The organism is Microbacterium sp. CIAB417 (assembly GCF_022788845.1).
The window spans coordinates 35,226-51,256 of record NZ_JAHZUT010000016.1 but is presented as its reverse complement, the minus strand read 5'-3'; the positions used below and the strand labels follow the sequence as shown (position 1 = coordinate 51,256).

The window sequence follows — 16,031 nt, the reverse complement described above, 5'->3', positions numbered from 1 at the left end:
CCAGACACGAGCGCCCCCGACAGCTCCTCGAGCGAGTCGACAGGGGGCGCTTTGTGTCTCTGCCGCAGAACCGATCCGAGGAAGCCATGAAGTCGATCACCGTCGCCGAACTCGCCGAGCGTTCGGGCACCCCTCTCATCGACGTGCGTGAGCGCGACGAGTTCGCCCGCGGCCACGTGCCCGGTGCCGTCAACATCCCGATGTCCGAGATCGGCGGTCGCCTGGGCGAGCTCCCCGGCGAGGCGTTCGACGTCATCTGCCAGATGGGCGGCCGCTCCGCCCGTGTCGTCGAGGCGCTCGAGTCCCGCGGCTACGACGCCACGAACGTCGACGGCGGCACGGGGGAGTGGATCGCCCAGGGGCGCGAGATCGAGATCCCCGCAGCGTGACGACGCTCACGCTCATCGGCAAGCCCGACTGCCACCTCTGCGACGTCGCGCGCGAGGTCGTCGACGCGGTGCTCGCGGACCTCCCCGAGGAGACCGCGGACCGCATCGAGGTCATCGAGTCCTCGATCGCCGACGATCCCGCCCTGTACGAGCTGTGGTGGGAGAAGATCCCCGTCGTCCTCGTCGACGGCGAACTGCACGCGCACTGGCGGGTGTCGCCCGACCGGCTGCGCGAGAGACTGGAGAGCGCATGACCGTCCGTCACGTCGTCACGTGGAAGCTCGCGAGCGACGATGCCTCCGAGCGAGCCGCCCAGGCCGCCGAGGTCGCGCGGCGACTGAACGCCCTTGCGGGCGTCGTCCCGCAGCTGCTGTCGATCTCGGCCGGTGCGAACAGCCTGTATCCCGACGCGAACTGGGATGTCACCCTGGTCGCCGACTTCGCGGATGCCGCCGCTCTCGAGGCCTATCAGGTGCATCCCGCGCATGAGGAGGTCGCCGGGTACATCCGCTCGGTCGTGGCGGGCCGGGTCGCGGTCGACTTCGAGGTCTGAGGATCGGATGTGGAACCGGGTTCCACATCCGATGAAACCGAACCGTAACCTGTGACGGGCGAATATCCACGGTCAACGTCGCCGCGACGTGTTTAGATGTGTTCACCAACCCGTCAGCGGGCGTTCTCGCCCCGTCACACAGGAGCGATCATGTCCCGACGTCGCACCATCGCCTCCGGAGTCGCCCTCGCCGCGGCCTCCGTCCTCGTCCTCACCGCCTGTGCCGGCGGCACCTCACCCGACCCGGAGTCCCCCGCCTCCGGCGGCGAGGACTACGGACTGATCCAGGAGGGCGTGCTGACGGTCTGCTCCGATGTGCCCTACCCGCCTTTCGAGGACTTCGACGACAGCACCGAGAGCGGGTACACCGGCTTCGACATCGATCTGCTCACGGCGATCGCCGAGAAGCTCGACCTCACCATCGCGGTGCAGGACGTGAGCTTCGACGCGCTGCAGTCCGGCACGACCCTCGTCGCCGGCACGTGCGACATCGGGGCCTCGGCCATGACGATCACCGAGGAGCGCAAGGCCAACATCGACTTCTCCGACCCGTACTACGACTCGCTGCAGTCGCTGCTGGTCCCCGCCGACTCCGGCATCGCCTCGATCGACGACCTCGCCGGAAAGGTCGTCGGCGTCCAGCAGGGCACCACGGGCGAGGCGTACACGACCGAGAACGCGCCCGAGGACACCGAGATCGTCCGCTATCCGTCCGACGGCGAGCTGTGGCCCGCGCTGCAGGCCGGGCAGATCGACGCGATCCTGCAGGACCTGCCGGTCAACGTCGAGCACGTGCGCGCGGACGACACGTACACGATCGTCGAGGAGTACGACACCGAGGAGAGCTACGGCTTCGCCTTCGCGAAGGATGAGAAGCCCGAGCTGCTCGAGGCGGTGAACGGCGCGCTCGCCGAGCTGCGCGAGGACGGCACCTACCAGGAGATCTACGACACCTACTTCGCCGCCGAGTGACCGCCCCCGACGAGTACGACGAGGTACGACGATGGCGATGAGACGCCGCACCCGGCAACGGCTCTACCGCTTGGCGATGTACGCGATCTTCATCGCGGTGGTCGCGTGGGCGATCGTGGCGACGGACTGGCCGCGCCTGAGCAAGCAGTTCCTGAACCCCGAGGTCGCGGCGAGCCTGTTCCCCGACATCATCACGGTGGCTCTGGTGAACACGCTGATGTACACCGTGATCGGATTCGTCGGCGGCGCGCTGCTCGGCATCCTGCTGGCGATCCTGAAGCTCTCCAGCATCCTGCCGTTCCGCTGGTTCGCGACGGCGTGGATCGAGCTGTTCCGCGGGCTCCCGGCTCTGCTGACGATCTTCGCGGTGGCGTTCATGCTGCCGATCGGTCTCGGCATCAAGATCCCCGGCGGTGCCGCGGCGCAGGGTCTGGTCGGACTGATCCTCGTCGCCTCGGCGTACATGGCCGAGGTCATCCGCGCCGGAATCCAGGCCGTCCCGAAGGGTCAGACCGAGGCATCGCGGTCGCTGGGCATGTCGCCGACGAAGACGATGTTCTGGGTCGTGCTGCCGCAGGGCTTCCGCATCATCATCCCGCCGCTGACCAACGAGTTCGTCCTGCTCCTCAAGGACACCTCGCTGCTGTACATCGCGGGGACGACGATCCTCACCCGCGAGCTGACGACCTTCGCGCGCGACACCTCGACGGCGACCGCGAACGGCACGGCGCTCGTCGTCGCGGCGGCGCTGTATCTGCTCGTGACCATCCCTCTCACGCGCCTGGCCGCGTGGCTCGAACGACGACTGGCGAGGCAGCGATGAGCACGGATCTGATCGACATCCACGCTCCGGCGATCGAGGCTCGGGGCCTGGTGAAGAACTTCGGCGACAACGAGGTGCTCAAGGGGATCGACCTCACGGTGACCGCCGGCGAGGTCGTATGCGTGATCGGGCCGTCCGGCTCGGGCAAGTCGACCCTGCTGCGCTCGGTCAACCTCCTGGAAGAGCCCACCGACGGCGCGATCCTGATCGAGGGCATCGACATCACCGATCCCGACGTCGACATCGACCGGGTGCGCACCCGTATCGGCATGGTCTTCCAGAGCTTCAACCTCTTCCCGCATCTGAGTGTGCTCGGGAACCTGACGCTCGCGCAGCGCCGGGTGCTGAAGAGATCCAAGACGGATGCCGAGGCCATCGCCCGCGAGATGCTGGACCGGGTCGGACTGGCCGAGAAGGTCGACGCCTATCCCGGTCACCTCTCCGGCGGGCAGCAGCAGCGCGTCGCGATCGCCAGGGCACTGTGCATGAACCCCGACATGATGCTGTTCGATGAGCCCACGTCGGCGCTCGACCCCGAGCTGGTGGGTGAGGTGCTGCAGGTCATGCGGTCTCTCGCCGACGAGGGCATGACGATGCTCGTCGTCACCCACGAGATGGGCTTCGCGCGAGAGGTCGGGTCGAGGCTGATCTTCATGGACGGCGGTCGCATCGTCGAGGAGGGCGACCCGCGCGCCGTGCTCGCGGACCCGCAGCATCAGCGCACGAAGGACTTCCTCTCCCGCGTGCTGTAGGCGCGGCGGGCGCGGCTACGCCGATTCGCGCAGAACGAGGCGATGCGGCACGACGCGGTGCGGGCCGACGTCGCCGTCTCCTTCGCCGAACGCGACGGCGAGTTCGAGCGCATGGCGGGCGACCTCGTCGAAGTCCACCGCGAGGGTCGTGAGGGTGGGAGCGACGAGCGTGCCGACCGTGAGACCGTCCACGCCGGCGACCCGGATGTCGCCGGGGACGTCGAGCCCCGCGTGACGGCACGCCGACAGCACGCCGAGCGCCATCAGGTCGTTGAACGCCAGGATCGCATCGGGGCGCGTCGTGCGGCGGATCACCTGCGCGGCGACGGCGGAGGCGTGCTCCGGCGTCGGAACGGACGCATGGACCACCTCGGGGGAGAGGCCCCGTCGTTCGAAGGCCTCGACCATCGCGATGCCGCGCCTGCTCGGCATCGGGGGTTCGGAAGCGTCCAACACGACCGGTCGGCGCGTGCCGAGTGCGACGAGGTGTGCGGCGAGGTCGTCGATCGCCGCGATCGGGTCGAGGTCGACTCCGGCATGCGCGATGTCCTCTCCGGCGTCGAGGAGGACGAGCGGCGTCGCGCCGAACCGGCTCTCCCACGCGGAAGCCCACGTGCCGAGGTAGCCGACCACGACGTCCGCCTGGGCGTGCAGCGAACGCAGCAGGCGGTCCGCGGCTCCGGCGAGGCCGATGTCGACCAGCGAGACGCTCCATCCCTCGTCGGCGGCGCGGCGCACGACGGCCGCGGCCAACTCGGGCGAATACGGGTTGCGCAGGTCGTTCACGACGAGCCCGAGCTGGCGATCGCCGCCGGTGACCAGCCCGCGGCCGAACCGGGACGGCCGGTACGAGAGGGCTCCGGCGGCGTCGAGCACCCGCTTCTTGGTGTCGGCGCTGATGCCCGGCATGTCGTTGATCGCGCGCGTGACCGTCTGCCGGGACACGCCCGCCGCGGCGGCGACATCGAGGATGGTCGCGCGCCGGCGCGCGGCGGGCGCCGCGGGGTCACCCGCGCCGGTCAGCTGCGCAGATTCAGCCATGCCACCTCTTCGGGCGTGAGATCGACGGTGAGTCCCCGCATCGACGAGCGGGTCTCCTCGATCGTACGGGGTCCGAAGAGGGGGAACGTCGGGAACGGCTGCGCGAGCACGTAGGCCAGCGCGATCGCCGTCGTGGGCACGCCGCGCTCGGCCCCGAGACGCTCCGCGCGGCGGAGACGCTCGAAGTTCTCGTCGCTGTAGTAGCAGCGCACGAGCTCCGGGTCGCTGAGGTCCTCCGGGCGGGCGCGGCCGGCGAAGAACCCGCGCGCCTGCGACGACCACGGCAGGAGAGGCAGCTGCCGGTCCTCGAGCCAGCGCTTCGAGGCCTCGTCGGTCACGTGGACGCACCCCTCCCATGGCACGTCGTAGGCCTCGGCGAGTCCGAAGTGGTCGCTCACGACCCCGAATCCCTGCCGTCCGTTCGCCCTGGCGTAGGCGTTCGCCTCGTCGATGCGCGCGGGCGTCCAGTTCGATCCCCCGAACACGCGGATGCGCCCGGCGCGCGCGTGCTCGTCGAGTACGTCGACGAACTCGCCGACGGGAACCTCCGGGTTGTCCCGGTGGAGCATGTAGATGTCCGCGTAGTCCGTGCCCTGCCGCTCGAGGCTCTCGAGCAGCTGGCGCGAGACGGATTCCGGATCGCAGTACGGTGTGTGCCCGCCCTTCGTGATCACCACGACGTCCTCGCGGACGCCGCGGTTCGCGATCCACCGGCCCAGGCGCTTCTCCAGCTCGCCGTCGCCGTAGATGTACGCGGTGTCGAACACGTTGCCGCCGCGCTCGGCGTAGACGTCGAAGATCGCCGATGCGTGCGCGAGGTCCGGCTGGTTGTCGACGCCCATCACGAGCCGCGATACCGGTTTGCCGACCCCGGGGATCTCCCCGTACCGCATCTCGCCGTCACGGGTGTCGCCGCCCGGGACGAACGCACCGCGCACCGGGGGGATGTCGGCGTCCTCGGCCTCGAACGGGTAGCGCAGCCCGACGGCGGCGCGCCAGCGGTCCAGTGCGCGCGCGGTGGCCAGCGTCTCGGCCGTCGTCATCTCCGGGACATCGAGGCGACCCTCGCGCAGCGCGGCCAGAGTCGCCTCCGCCTCGAGGGCGTAGGCGTCGGCCTCGTCGATCACGATCGTCTGCACGCCGTCGGTCGTCGCGAGTTCGATCTCGGTGGCGCCGACCGGCACCCAGGGCTCGGCGACGCGGATGCTGCCCCGCTCGCCGAGGATCGTCACCGTGTTGGGCGCCGGGACCATGACACCGGTCGTGAGCGTCGCGGTGATGCCGCTGCGATAGGTGGCCCTCGCCACCGTCCACTCGTCGACACCGGTCGGCCCGATCGACCCGTCAGCCGTCAGCTCGACCGGCTCGGAGGCGTGCACGCCGTCGGCCGCGTCGACGACGGCGGCGGCCATCGTCACGGTGTACCCGCCGACATCGAGGATGCCTCCGCCGGCGACCCCCGGATCGAGGAGGCGTCCGCGGCGTTCACCGACGCGGAACGCGAACGACGCGTCGATGTGGAGGACCCGGCCGATGGCGCCCTCGCGCACGAGATCCAGCACGGCGCGCGTCTGCGGGTGGAAACGGTACATGTAGGCCTCGACGAGCGGCACGCCGGCCTGGCGGGCTGCGTCCACCATCGCCATGGCCGTGCCGTGGTTGACGGCGAGCGGCTTCTCGCACAGCACCGCCTTGCCGGCGGAGATCGCCGCGATCGCGAGTGCGGGGTGCGACGTGTGGACGGTGGAGACGTAGACCGCGTCCACGCGCGGGTCCGCCAGGGCCTGGGTGTAGTCCCCGGCGGTCACCTCCTCAGCGCCCTGCTGCTCGGCTTCGTCCGCGAACGAGCGGGCACGAGCGGCATCCGAACTGCCGACCGCGACGATCCGTCCGTCGCCCGAACCGATGCCGGTCAGGAATCGCCGCGCGATGCCGCCGGGGCCGAGCACGGCCCATCCGCCGGTGCGGGTATGCGTCTCTTCGACGGGGAGCTGAGGGGTCACCATTGTCCTTTCGAGCCGGGACCGTGAACGCTCACGGTCCTGTCACGCTAGCCCCGTATCCCTTGATCGTCAAGCCCGTCGTGAACGTTCACACGCTCGGTTCTCACCTCCGAGATCTCTCCCGAGCGACGGAGAGACCTCTCCGGAATGACGAGACCCCGTCGTATCCACGCGGATACGACGGGGTCTCGCAGGTAAGGCGGGGTCTCGAGCGAGCGTCAGCTCTCGACTTCGACGACCTCGGCATCCGCGGCGTTGCGCCGCACCGAGTCGATCCCGCCGAGTGCACTCGCCTTGGACGAGTATCCCTGGCCGGTCGCGATGACCTCGCCGTTGCCCGCCTTGAGGCGGAACCGGTAGTCGCCGCCCTTGTCCTGGAACACCTCGAACGTGCCTGCCATGCGGCATCCTTCCCCTGAACGATCGGGGACGGAGTGCCCCCGGATCACACGCTATCGACGCCCGCATCCGAGCGGAAGCGTCGGATCCCCGGCCGATCCGCCCCTCGAGACCCCGCCTGCGTGACGAGACCTCCCCGCATTCGCGTGAATGCGGAGAGGTCTCGTCAACAGGGAGAGGTCACTCGTGACGGGGATCCGTCGAGGGACCGAGAGGGGATGACGTGCGTCAGGCCTCGGCATCCTCGGGGACGAAGTCGACGCCGGCCTCAGCGCGCTGCTGGTCGGTGATGGGAGCGGGCGCAGCGGTGAGCGGGTCGAACCCGTTGCCGGTCTTCGGGAACGCGATGACCTCGCGGATCGACTCGGTCTTGGACAGGTGCTGCAGCACGCGGTCCAGGCCCAGCGCGATGCCGCCGTGCGGCGGTGCGCCGAACTTGAACGCGTCCAGCAGGAAGCCGAACTGCTCGTCCGCCTGCTCCTCGCTGATTCCCATGACCTCGAACACCCGCTTCTGGACATCCTCGCGGTGGATGCGGATGGAGCCGCCGCCGAGTTCGGAGCCGTTGCAGACGATGTCGTACGCGTAGGCGAGCGCCGAACCGGGGTCGGAGTCGAAGGTGTCCTCGAACTCGGGTTTCGGGCCGGTGAAGGCGTGGTGCACGGCCGTCCAGGCGCCGGCGCCGACCGCCACGTCGCCGGATGCCACGGCGTCCGCGGCCGGCTCGAACATCGGGGCGTCGACCACCCAGGTGAAGGCGAACGTGTCGGGGTCGAGCAGGCCCAGACGACGACCGATCTCGACGCGCGCCGCTCCGAGGAGAGCGCGGCTGTCCTTGGCGGAACCGGCGGCGAAGAACGCGCAGTCGCCGGGTGCCGCTCCCACCAGCTCGGCGAGCCCGGCCTGCTCGGCCTCCGAGAGGTTCTTCGCCACGGGGCCGCCGAGGGTGCCGTCCTCGTTGAACAAGACGTATGCGAGACCCCGGGCGCCGCGCTGCTTGGCCCAGTCCTGCCAGGCATCCAGCACCTTGCGCGGCTGCGAGGCGCCGCCCGGCATCAGCACGGCGCCGACGTACTCGGACTGGAAGACGCGGAAGGGCGTCTCCGAGAAGTACGAGGTCGCCTCGACGAGCTCGAGGCCGAAGCGCAGGTCGGGCTTGTCCGAGCCGTACTTCGCCATGGCGTCGGCGTAGGTGATGCGCGGAAGGGGAGTCGGCACCTCGACGCCGATGGTGGCCCACATCGCGGTGATGACGGCCTCCATCATCTCGATGACGTCCTCCTGGTCGACGAAGGCCATCTCGATGTCGAGCTGCGTGAACTCCGGCTGGCGGTCGGCGCGGAAGTCCTCGTCGCGGTAACAGCGCGCGATCTGGAAGTACTTCTCCACGCCGCCGACCATGAGCAGCTGCTTGAACAGCTGCGGCGACTGCGGCAGGGCGTACCAGCTGCCGGGGTGCAGGCGTGCGGGCACGACGAAGTCGCGGGCACCCTCGGGAGTGGAGCGGGTGAGCGTGGGCGTCTCGATCTCCGTGAACTCGCGCTCGTGGAGCACGTCGCGGATCGCCTTGTACACCTGCGAGCGCAGGCGCATGACGGATGCCGGCTGCGGACGGCGCAGGTCCAGGTAGCGGTACTTGAACCGGACGTCCTCGCCGATCGGGTCGCCGCCTTCGAGGCCGGTGGAGACCTGGAACGGCAGCGGGGCGGACTCGTTGAGGACGACGACCTCGGATGCGATGACCTCGATCTCCCCGGTGGGCAGGTTCGGGTTCTCGTTTCCGGCCGGACGCGCGGACACGGTGCCGGTGACCTTCAGGACGAACTCGCTGCGCAGCGGATGCGCGGTCTCCTCGTCGCGGATGACCACCTGGGCGATGCCGGAGGCATCCCGGAGATCGATGAACGCGACTCCTCCGTGATCACGACGACGATCGACCCAACCCGTGAGGGTGACGGTCTGACCGATGTGCTCGGCTCGCAGAGAGCCGGTCGTGTGAGTGCGAAGCACGGAAGATTCCTCCAGTTCGGAAAAGGGAACCTGGCTATTCTACGGGGGAGGGTTCACGCTCCGAGAGAGCCCGCTCGCTAGACTCGCGGCCATGGACTCCAACCTGATCACCGAACAGCTCTTCTCGACCAGTTCGGTGCTGCTCGGCGTCGTTCTGTACGTCCTGTACGCGGTGACGATGTGGAAGGTCTTCGCGAAGGCCGGCTATCCCGGCATCCTCGCGCTGATCCCTATCGTCAACTGGATCTTCCTGGTCAAGATCGCCGGGATGTCCGGCTGGTTGGCGCTGCTCTATCTGATCCCGCTCGTGAACGTCGTGTTCGCGCTCGTGGTCGCGTTCAAGGAGGGTGCCAACTTCGGCAAGGGCGGGGCGTTCTCGTTCTTCCTCCTCTGGCTCTTCCCTTACATCGGTCATCTGATCATCGGCTTCGGATCCGCCGAGTACCGGCGGGTGTGACCGGGTGCCTGCCGAGCGTCTGCACCTCGTCCGCCACGGCGAGGTGCACAATCCCGATCGCGTGCTCTACGGTCGGCTGCCGAACTTCCGTCTGAGTGAAGCGGGACGGGGGATGGCACGTGCTGCGGCGGAGTACGTGATCGGACTCGGGCACACGCTCGCAGAAGTGCGCTGCTCGCCCCTGCAGCGCGCCCGCGAATCGGCCGAGCCCTTCACCGAGCTGACGGGACTCGCGGCCGAGATCGACGAGCGGATCATCGAGCCCACGAACGTGTTCGAGGGCACCAGGATGCGTCGCGCACTGCGCGACCCGCGCAACTGGTGGCACCTGCGCAGCCCCTCGACGCCGAGCTGGGGCGAACCCTACGCCCTGATCGCGGCACGCATGCGTCAGGCCATGGACGACGCCTGGCACGAGACGGATGCCGGGGACATCGTCTTCGTCTCGCACCAGGCGCCCATCTGGATCACGCACCTGTCGGTCGCCGGTCTCCCGCTGCGCCACGACCCGCGGACCCGACGGTGCTCCCTCTCCAGCGTGACGTCCTTCGAGCGCGTGGGCGACGTGTGGCGCGAGGTCGACTACGCCGAGCCCGCGTCGGGCGGGGTGGACCTCGGCGCTGTCTGAGCGCTTACCCTCGCGGTCAGTGCTCCGCGGCCAGCTCCTGGACGAGCACAGCGGCCGCCATCTGCCCGGCAGCGGCCGCCATGACGACTGACGCCACCACCCCCGGCAGCGTCGCGCGGTGGGCGAGGTCGCCCGCCGCGCTCACACCGGGGACGGAGGTGCGCCCGAACTCGTCGATCTCGATCGCACCGGACGGCAGCACCTGCAGCCCGAGCTGCTCGGCGAACGGCGCCCGCTGCCGGATGGACCCTGCAGCGACGAAGAGCCCGGCGACCGCGATGTCTCCATCAGCGGTGCGGACCACGACCTGGACTCCATCGTCCTCGACGCGCTCGACCGGCACGGGGTGCACGCGCACGGAGGCTCGCTCCAGCTGGCCCACCACGGCCGGGTCGGGGGCCTCGCCGACACCGAAGACGGTGATCTCGCCGACGATGGGAGCGAGCATCCCGATCAGGTGGGCGGTCCGGTCGCTCGCGCCGAGGATGCCGATGCTCGCGTCGCTGAACTCGTGGCCGTCGCAGAACGGGCAGGTGAACGCGCGTCGTCCCCACAGCGCATCGAGGCCGGGCACGGCGGGGAGGTCGTCCGCGACGCCAGTGGCGAGCACGATGCGCCGCGCGCGCTCCGACGTGCCGTCGGCGAGGGCGACGGTGAAATCGTCCACCTCGCCCTCGATGCGCTCCACCGCCACATCTCGCACGCGGACGTCGGCGTACGCACCCAGTTGGGCGCGTGCCTTCGCCCGGAAGTCGGCGGGCGGCGTGCCGTCGTTGCCGATCACGTTGTGCATGTGCGCCACGGGGCCGTTGCGGTACTCGCCGGAGTCGAGCAGCAGGGTCGAGCGGTGCATCCGGCCGAGGCTGAGCGCGGCCTGCAGGCCGGCGGGGCCGGCTCCGATCACGATCACGTCGTACATGGTGTCTCCATCCTGATCTTGCGTTCGCGAACAGTCTGTGACTTCATGTCAACATGAAGTCAAGCGCGAATCATCCCTGGTCCGTCGGAGACGTCGCCGAGCGCTTCGGTCTGCCGACGAACGTCCTCCGGCACTGGGAGAGCGTCGGGCTGCTCCGACCCGATCGGGATGCGGCGGGGCGCCGGAGATACGGCGAGGACGAGGTGGTGCGCATCGCGATCATCCAGCGCAGCAAGGCCGCCGGGATGAGCCTCGAGCAGATCGGCGTCCTGCTGGACGACGGCCGTTCCGGCCGTCACGAGGTGCTGCACGCGCATCTGGACGACCTCGACCGGCGCATGGAGGAGATGCGCCGGTCGCGCGAGATGACCGAGCACGCGCTGCGCTGCCGCGCTCACGACATCACGATGTGTCCGAACTTCCGCGCCGGCGTCGAGGACGTCCTGGCACGGCTGTGAGGCTGGCAGAAGGCTCAGAGTACCCATAGAATCCGCCACGTAGACTGGGGCCCGTGCCCGATCACACGGTTCTCTCCGACCGCGCCGGCCAGCCCTCCCGATCCCGCTTGCGCGGAATGCTCGGAGTCGCGCTCGCCGCGGCGCTCGTCGTCGGCGTGACCGCGTGCGCTCCCGATCCCGTCGCCGAGCAGTACCTGAACGGTGAGGACAAGGGCTACATCGCCGCCGACGGATTCACCGTCGTCGAGATCGCGCCGGAGGATCGCGGCGAGCCCGTCGAGTTCGGCGGCGTGACCGAGGACGGCGAGCAGTTCGACAGCGCCGACATCGCCGGCGACGTCGCGGTCGTGAACTTCTGGTACGCGGGCTGCGCGCCGTGCCGGGTCGAGGCGCCTGAGCTCGAGGCCGTGTGGCAGGACTTCCAGGACGACGGCGTGTCGTTCGTCGGCGTCAACACGTTCGACGAGGCCGACACCGCCAAGGCGTTCGCCGAGACCTACGGCGTCACCTACCCGAGCCTGATGGACGCGAAGACCGGAGAGGCCAAGCTCGCCTTCGCCGGCGCCACGCCGATCCAGGCGACGCCGACGACGCTCGTGCTCGACAAGCAGGGCCGAGTCGCCGCCCGCATCATCGGACAGCTGGAGAGCGCGTCGATCCTGTCGACGCTGGTCAAGGACGCGCTCGCGGAGAGCGCGTGAACGTCCAGACGCTGATCGGCGACGGCAGTCTGCTCCTCGCGATCCCGGTCGCGATGCTCGCCGGACTCGTGTCGTTCCTCTCGCCCTGCGTGCTGCCGCTCGTGCCCGGCTATCTCGGCTTCCTCGGCGGCGCGGTCGCTCCCCGGGGCGGCGCAGGCGCGCAGTCGAACGGGAAGGGCCGGCTCCTGCTGGGCGTGCTCCTGTTCATCCTCGGCTTCACGATCGTGTTCGTCGCCTGGACGATCCTGGGCGGCGCGACCGGGCACTTCTTCGTCCGGTGGGGCGAGCTGGTCACGCGCATCCTCGGCGTGGTCATCATCCTCATGGGGCTGGTGTTCCTCGGGCTCTTCGGCTTCGCGCAGCGCGAGTTCCGCTTCCACGTCGACTCCAGGTCCGGCCTGATCGGCGCGCCGCTGCTGGGCATCGCGCTCGGCATCGGCTGGGCGCCCTGCATGGGACCCACGCTCGCCGCGATCGTGTCACTGTCCTGGCAGGTCGGCGATCCGTGGCGCGCCGCCCTCCTGGGCGTGGCGTACTCCCTCGGCCTGGGCATCCCGTTCGTTCTCGTCGCTCTCGGCTTCGGCTGGGCCGCGCGCGCGATCGGCTTCCTGCGCCGTCACATCCGCACCGTGAACATCATCGGCGGCGTGCTGCTCATCGTGCTCGGTGTGCTGATGGTCACCGGAATCTGGACCGACATCATGTCCCGCCTGCAGGCGGTGATGGCGAGTGTCGTCCTCCCGCTCTAGTTCGATCAAGAAGGATGCCGTGAGCCCCGAGTCCGCCGACCCGTTGCGCCCCTCTGACCACGTCGACGCCGTCGATGACGGCATCACGCAGCCCCGGCTGGGCTTCGTCGGGTGGCTGCGCTGGGGCTGGCGTCAGCTCACCTCGATGCGCACAGCGCTCGTGCTGCTGCTGATCCTGGCGATCGCCGCCATCCCCGGGTCGGTCTTCCCGCAGCGCATGGCCGACCCCAACGGCGTGACGCAGTGGGAGGCGGACAACCCGGATCTGTTCCCGGTGCTCGACGCGCTGAGCATGTTCGACGTCTACCTGTCGCCGTGGTTCTCGGCCATCTACCTGCTGCTGTTCACCTCGCTCGTGGGATGCGTCATCCCGCGCATCAAGCATCACGCGAAGGCGCTGCGGACCCGCCCGCCGCGGACGCCGGCGCGTCTCGCGCGCCTGGCCGATCACGTGGAGACCGACCGCGAGGTCGCGGACGGCGAGGATGCCTCGGCCGAGGCATCCCGTGCGGCCGACGTCGCGCAGAAGCAGCTCAAGGCGCTCGGCTATCGCGTCGAGCGCTACGACAAGGGCAGGACGTTCTCGGTGTCCGCGGAGCGCGGGTACTGGCGGGAGACGGGGAACCTGCTGTTCCACCTCGCGCTGGTCGGCGTGCTCGTCACCGTCGGGGTCGGCGGCGGGTTCGCGTACACCGGGCAGAAGGTCGTCGTCGAAGGGGAGACCTTCGTCAACTCCCTGGTCGACTACAACTCGATGAATCGGGGTCGCTTCGTCGGCGACGACGCCCTCGCGCCGTACGCCATGACGCTGGACTCCTTCGACGTCACATATCAGGAGTTCGGCTCGAAGGCGTCGGGGCAGGCGGGGGACTTCTCGGCCAACGTGTCCGTGCGCGACACGGACGGCTCCGAGTGGGAGGGCGCCGTGCAGGTGAACCACCCGCTCGACATCGCCGGCGACAAGGTCTACCTGCTCGGCAACGGCTACGCGCCCACCATCACCGTCCGCAACGCCGAGGGCACCGTGGTGTTCCGCGACTCGGTGGAGTTCCTGCCACAGGACAACAACATGACCTCCCTCGGCGTCGTGAAGGTGACCGACGGCATGCCGGAGCAGCTGGGCATGCTCGGGTTCTTCTATCCGACCCAGGCGAAGCTCGACTCCGGCGCCTATACCTCCATCTACGGAGACACGTACGCGCCGCTGCTGACCCTGCGCGTGTATCAGGGCGATCTGGGGATCGACGACGGCACCCCGAGGTCGGTCTATGTGCTGGACACGACGGATCTCACCGAGATCGCCGGCGGGGACTCGGGAGTCGAATCCCTCGAGCTCCAGCCGGGCGAGACCGCCGACCTGCCCAACGGGCTCGGCACCGTGACCTTCGAGGACGAGTCCCCGGAGGGGACGGCGGAAGGCGACTTCACCCAGTCCGTCAAGCGGTTCGCCTCGCTGCAGATCCATCACGACGCCTCTGCCGTGTGGGTGCTCGTGTTCGCGCTGCTCGCGCTCGGCGGCCTCGGTCTCGCACTGTTCGTCCCGCGACGGCGGATGTGGGTGAAGGCGACCGCCGCTACCGACACCGTGCACCTGGAGTACGCCGGGCTCGCGCGCGGCGAGGACCCCACGCTCGCCGCAGCCGTGGACGACCTGGCCGCCGGGCACGCCCGGCTGCTCGACGCCCCGAACCGGCGTGCACAGCAGGCCGCCCCTGCTCCGACCGACGACCCGAAAGTAGACTGACACCATGGAAGCGCTGGACGACTACTCGCTGCTGTGCATCTGGACGGCCATCGCGATCTACGCCGGGGCCTTCGTCGCCTATGCGTTCGATCTCGCGAGCCGCTCGGCGGCGACGGCGGATGCCCGCGCCGAGCGCGAGCTCGTGTCGGTGGGATCGGGCGGCTCGGCCGCGGACGCGGCGGCCGTGGCATCCGGCTCCGAGGCGCCCAAGAAGCCGCGCCACGTCATGGCGCGCATCGGCACTGCGCTGACGGTGCTCGCGTTCGTCTTCCACGTCGCAGCTCTCGTGCTGCGCGGCGTCGCGGCCGCGCGCGTCCCGTGGGCGAACCTGTACGAGTTCGCGATGATCGGGACCGCGCTCATCGTCCTCGTGTACCTGGTCGTGCTGACGCGCGTCGACCTGCGCTACCTCGGCACGTTCATCATCGGCCTCGTCGTCGTCCTGCTGGGCCTGGCGTCCACGAACTTCTACGTCGAGGTCGTGCCGCTCATGGATCCGCTCAAGAGCGTGTGGCTCGTCATCCACGTGTTCGTCGCGTCCCTGGCCACCGCGTTCCTGGCGCTGGCCTGCTCCTTGTCCGTGCTGCAGCTGTTGCAGGCACGACGGGAGCGCAAGATCGCGGAGCAGGCCGAGAAGACCGGAGCACGCTTCCTCGCGACGCTGCCGACCGCCGAACGCCTGGAGGCCCTCGCGTACCGCTTCGCGATCGTCGGCTTCATCTTCTGGACCTTCACGCTGATCGCCGGCGCCATCTGGGCGCAGGACGCGTGGGGTCGGTACTGGGGCTTCGACGTGAAGGAGACCTGGACGTTCATCATCTGGGTGCTGTACGCCGGGTACATCCACGCTCGCGCGACCCGGGGATGGCGCGGGAACCCGTCGGCGTGGCTGTCGATCACCGGGTTCGCCGCCGTGATCTTCAACTTCACCGTCGTGAACGTGTTCTTCAAGGGTCTGCACGCCTACTCCGGTCTGAGCTGATCTTCTCGAGCGCCCTCCCGGCGGCGGCGCGGGGCGGCGCTATCATGACGCCATGATCCGCTTCCTCATCCGCACGGCGATCTCGCTGGTGTGCTCCGCCCTCGCCCTCATGGTCTGCGCGTGGGTGCTTCCGGGCTTCGGCTTCTCATGGAGCGGATTCCTCACGGCCGTCGTCGTGTTCACCGTCGCGCAGGCGGTGCTGGGGCCGTTCATCTTCAACGTGGCGCGGCAGTACGCCAGCGCGATCCTGGGCGGCATCGGGCTGGTGTCGACGTTCGTCGCGCTGCTCATCGCCTCGCTGTTCCCCGGCGGGCTGAAGATCGACGGCATCATCACCTGGGTGCTCGCGACGCTGATCGTGTGGATCATCACGGCGCTGGGCACGTGGCTGCTGCCGCTCATCTTCCTCAAGAAGCGGGTCGAGCAGCGCCGCAGCTGACGTGCCCCTTCA

The 16,031-nt window shown here is 69.3% G+C and carries 19 protein-coding genes; 14 read left to right on the top strand and 5 right to left on the bottom strand.

The genetic code is table 11. The annotated features are described in order from the left end of the window. Positions 1-86 precede the first annotated feature (86 nt). The 6 genes from KYX17_RS30805 to KYX17_RS30780 all read left to right on the top strand — a co-directional run bounded on the left by KYX17_RS30805 (position 87) and on the right by KYX17_RS30780 (position 3,489). Complete coding sequence (locus tag KYX17_RS30805; RefSeq protein WP_243233473.1) at positions 87-389, top strand: rhodanese-like domain-containing protein; 303 nt, start codon at positions 87-89, stop codon at positions 387-389. After that, positions 386-643: a glutaredoxin family protein gene (locus KYX17_RS30800; protein ID WP_243233472.1), complete on the top strand. Its 258-nt coding sequence runs from the start codon at positions 386-388 to the stop codon at positions 641-643. The genes KYX17_RS30805 and KYX17_RS30800 overlap by 4 nt, the downstream gene beginning before the upstream one ends. Further along, entirely contained in the window at positions 640-942 is a 303-nt protein-coding gene (locus tag KYX17_RS30795; protein WP_243233470.1) for a Dabb family protein, read from the top strand. Before KYX17_RS30800 ends, KYX17_RS30795 begins: the two co-directional genes overlap by 4 nt. A 150-nt stretch (positions 943-1,092) precedes the next feature. Continuing rightward, entirely contained in the window at positions 1,093-1,914 is an 822-nt protein-coding gene (locus KYX17_RS30790; protein WP_243233469.1) for a basic amino acid ABC transporter substrate-binding protein, read from the top strand. A 37-nt stretch (positions 1,915-1,951) separates the two neighbouring features. Continuing rightward, positions 1,952-2,737 carry an amino acid ABC transporter permease gene (locus tag KYX17_RS30785; RefSeq protein WP_243233461.1) on the top strand — a complete coding sequence of 262 codons (786 nt, stop codon included), beginning with the start codon at positions 1,952-1,954 and terminating at the stop codon, positions 2,735-2,737. Next, positions 2,734-3,489 (top strand): amino acid ABC transporter ATP-binding protein, encoded by a 756-nt coding sequence (locus KYX17_RS30780; protein ID WP_243233460.1) that lies wholly within the window; start codon positions 2,734-2,736, stop codon positions 3,487-3,489. Before KYX17_RS30785 ends, KYX17_RS30780 begins: the two co-directional genes overlap by 4 nt. Positions 3,490-3,504: 15 nt before the next feature. Here the strand turns inward: KYX17_RS30780 and KYX17_RS30775 are convergent, their stop codons facing one another. The 4 genes from KYX17_RS30775 to aspS form a co-directional block, all read right to left on the bottom strand. Then, positions 3,505-4,530, bottom strand: coding sequence for a LacI family DNA-binding transcriptional regulator (locus tag KYX17_RS30775; protein ID WP_243233458.1), 1,026 nt, complete (start codon positions 4,528-4,530; stop codon positions 3,505-3,507). Then, a complete protein-coding gene (locus KYX17_RS30770) occupies positions 4,509-6,536 on the bottom strand; it encodes an aldo/keto reductase (protein WP_374209009.1) in 2,028 nt (675 codons plus the stop codon). The genes KYX17_RS30775 and KYX17_RS30770 overlap by 22 nt, the downstream gene beginning before the upstream one ends. 215 nt (positions 6,537-6,751) lie before the next feature. After that, positions 6,752-6,934 carry a YegP family protein gene (locus KYX17_RS30765; protein WP_243233454.1) on the bottom strand — a complete coding sequence of 61 codons (183 nt, stop codon included), beginning with the start codon at positions 6,932-6,934 and terminating at the stop codon, positions 6,752-6,754. A 226-nt stretch (positions 6,935-7,160) separates the two neighbouring features. Further along, positions 7,161-8,942, bottom strand: coding sequence for an aspartate--tRNA ligase (gene aspS / locus KYX17_RS30760; RefSeq protein ID WP_243233452.1), 1,782 nt, complete (start codon positions 8,940-8,942; stop codon positions 7,161-7,163). A 91-nt stretch (positions 8,943-9,033) separates the two neighbouring features. On the opposite strand from aspS, the gene KYX17_RS30755 reads away from it, so the two are divergent. Together KYX17_RS30755 and KYX17_RS30750 are read left to right on the top strand one after the other, a co-directional pair. Next, positions 9,034-9,399, top strand: coding sequence for a DUF5684 domain-containing protein (locus tag KYX17_RS30755; RefSeq protein WP_243233450.1), 366 nt, complete (start codon positions 9,034-9,036; stop codon positions 9,397-9,399). Between the two features lie 4 nt (positions 9,400-9,403). Continuing rightward, complete coding sequence (locus tag KYX17_RS30750; RefSeq protein WP_243233448.1) at positions 9,404-10,027, top strand: histidine phosphatase family protein; 624 nt, start codon at positions 9,404-9,406, stop codon at positions 10,025-10,027. A 16-nt stretch (positions 10,028-10,043) separates the two neighbouring features. Here the strand turns inward: KYX17_RS30750 and KYX17_RS30745 are convergent, their stop codons facing one another. Further along, positions 10,044-10,946: an NAD(P)/FAD-dependent oxidoreductase gene (locus KYX17_RS30745; RefSeq protein WP_243233445.1), complete on the bottom strand. Its 903-nt coding sequence runs from the start codon at positions 10,944-10,946 to the stop codon at positions 10,044-10,046. A gap of 53 nt (positions 10,947-10,999) precedes the next feature. On the opposite strand from KYX17_RS30745, the gene KYX17_RS30740 reads away from it, so the two are divergent. Genes KYX17_RS30740 through KYX17_RS30715 form a run of 6 tightly spaced genes read left to right on the top strand, consistent with a single transcriptional unit; the run spans position 11,000 to position 16,019 of the window. Continuing rightward, positions 11,000-11,404 carry a MerR family transcriptional regulator gene (locus KYX17_RS30740; protein ID WP_243233443.1) on the top strand — a complete coding sequence of 135 codons (405 nt, stop codon included), beginning with the start codon at positions 11,000-11,002 and terminating at the stop codon, positions 11,402-11,404. A 53-nt stretch (positions 11,405-11,457) separates the two neighbouring features. Further along, positions 11,458-12,105 (top strand): TlpA disulfide reductase family protein, encoded by a 648-nt coding sequence (locus tag KYX17_RS30735; protein ID WP_243233440.1) that lies wholly within the window; start codon positions 11,458-11,460, stop codon positions 12,103-12,105. Next, positions 12,102-12,854 (top strand): cytochrome c biogenesis CcdA family protein, encoded by a 753-nt coding sequence (locus KYX17_RS30730; RefSeq protein ID WP_243233437.1) that lies wholly within the window; start codon positions 12,102-12,104, stop codon positions 12,852-12,854. Before KYX17_RS30735 ends, KYX17_RS30730 begins: the two co-directional genes overlap by 4 nt. A gap of 19 nt (positions 12,855-12,873) precedes the next feature. Beyond that, the gene (locus KYX17_RS30725; RefSeq protein ID WP_308220993.1) at positions 12,874-14,598 is read left to right on the top strand and encodes a cytochrome c biogenesis protein ResB; all 1,725 of its coding nucleotides are present in this window, start codon (positions 12,874-12,876) and stop codon (positions 14,596-14,598) included. A 4-nt stretch (positions 14,599-14,602) separates the two neighbouring features. Then, entirely contained in the window at positions 14,603-15,580 is a 978-nt protein-coding gene (gene ccsB / locus KYX17_RS30720) for a c-type cytochrome biogenesis protein CcsB (protein WP_243233426.1), read from the top strand. 52 nt (positions 15,581-15,632) lie between these two features. Next, complete coding sequence (locus tag KYX17_RS30715; RefSeq protein WP_243233421.1) at positions 15,633-16,019, top strand: phage holin family protein; 387 nt, start codon at positions 15,633-15,635, stop codon at positions 16,017-16,019. Positions 16,020-16,031 lie beyond the last annotated feature (12 nt).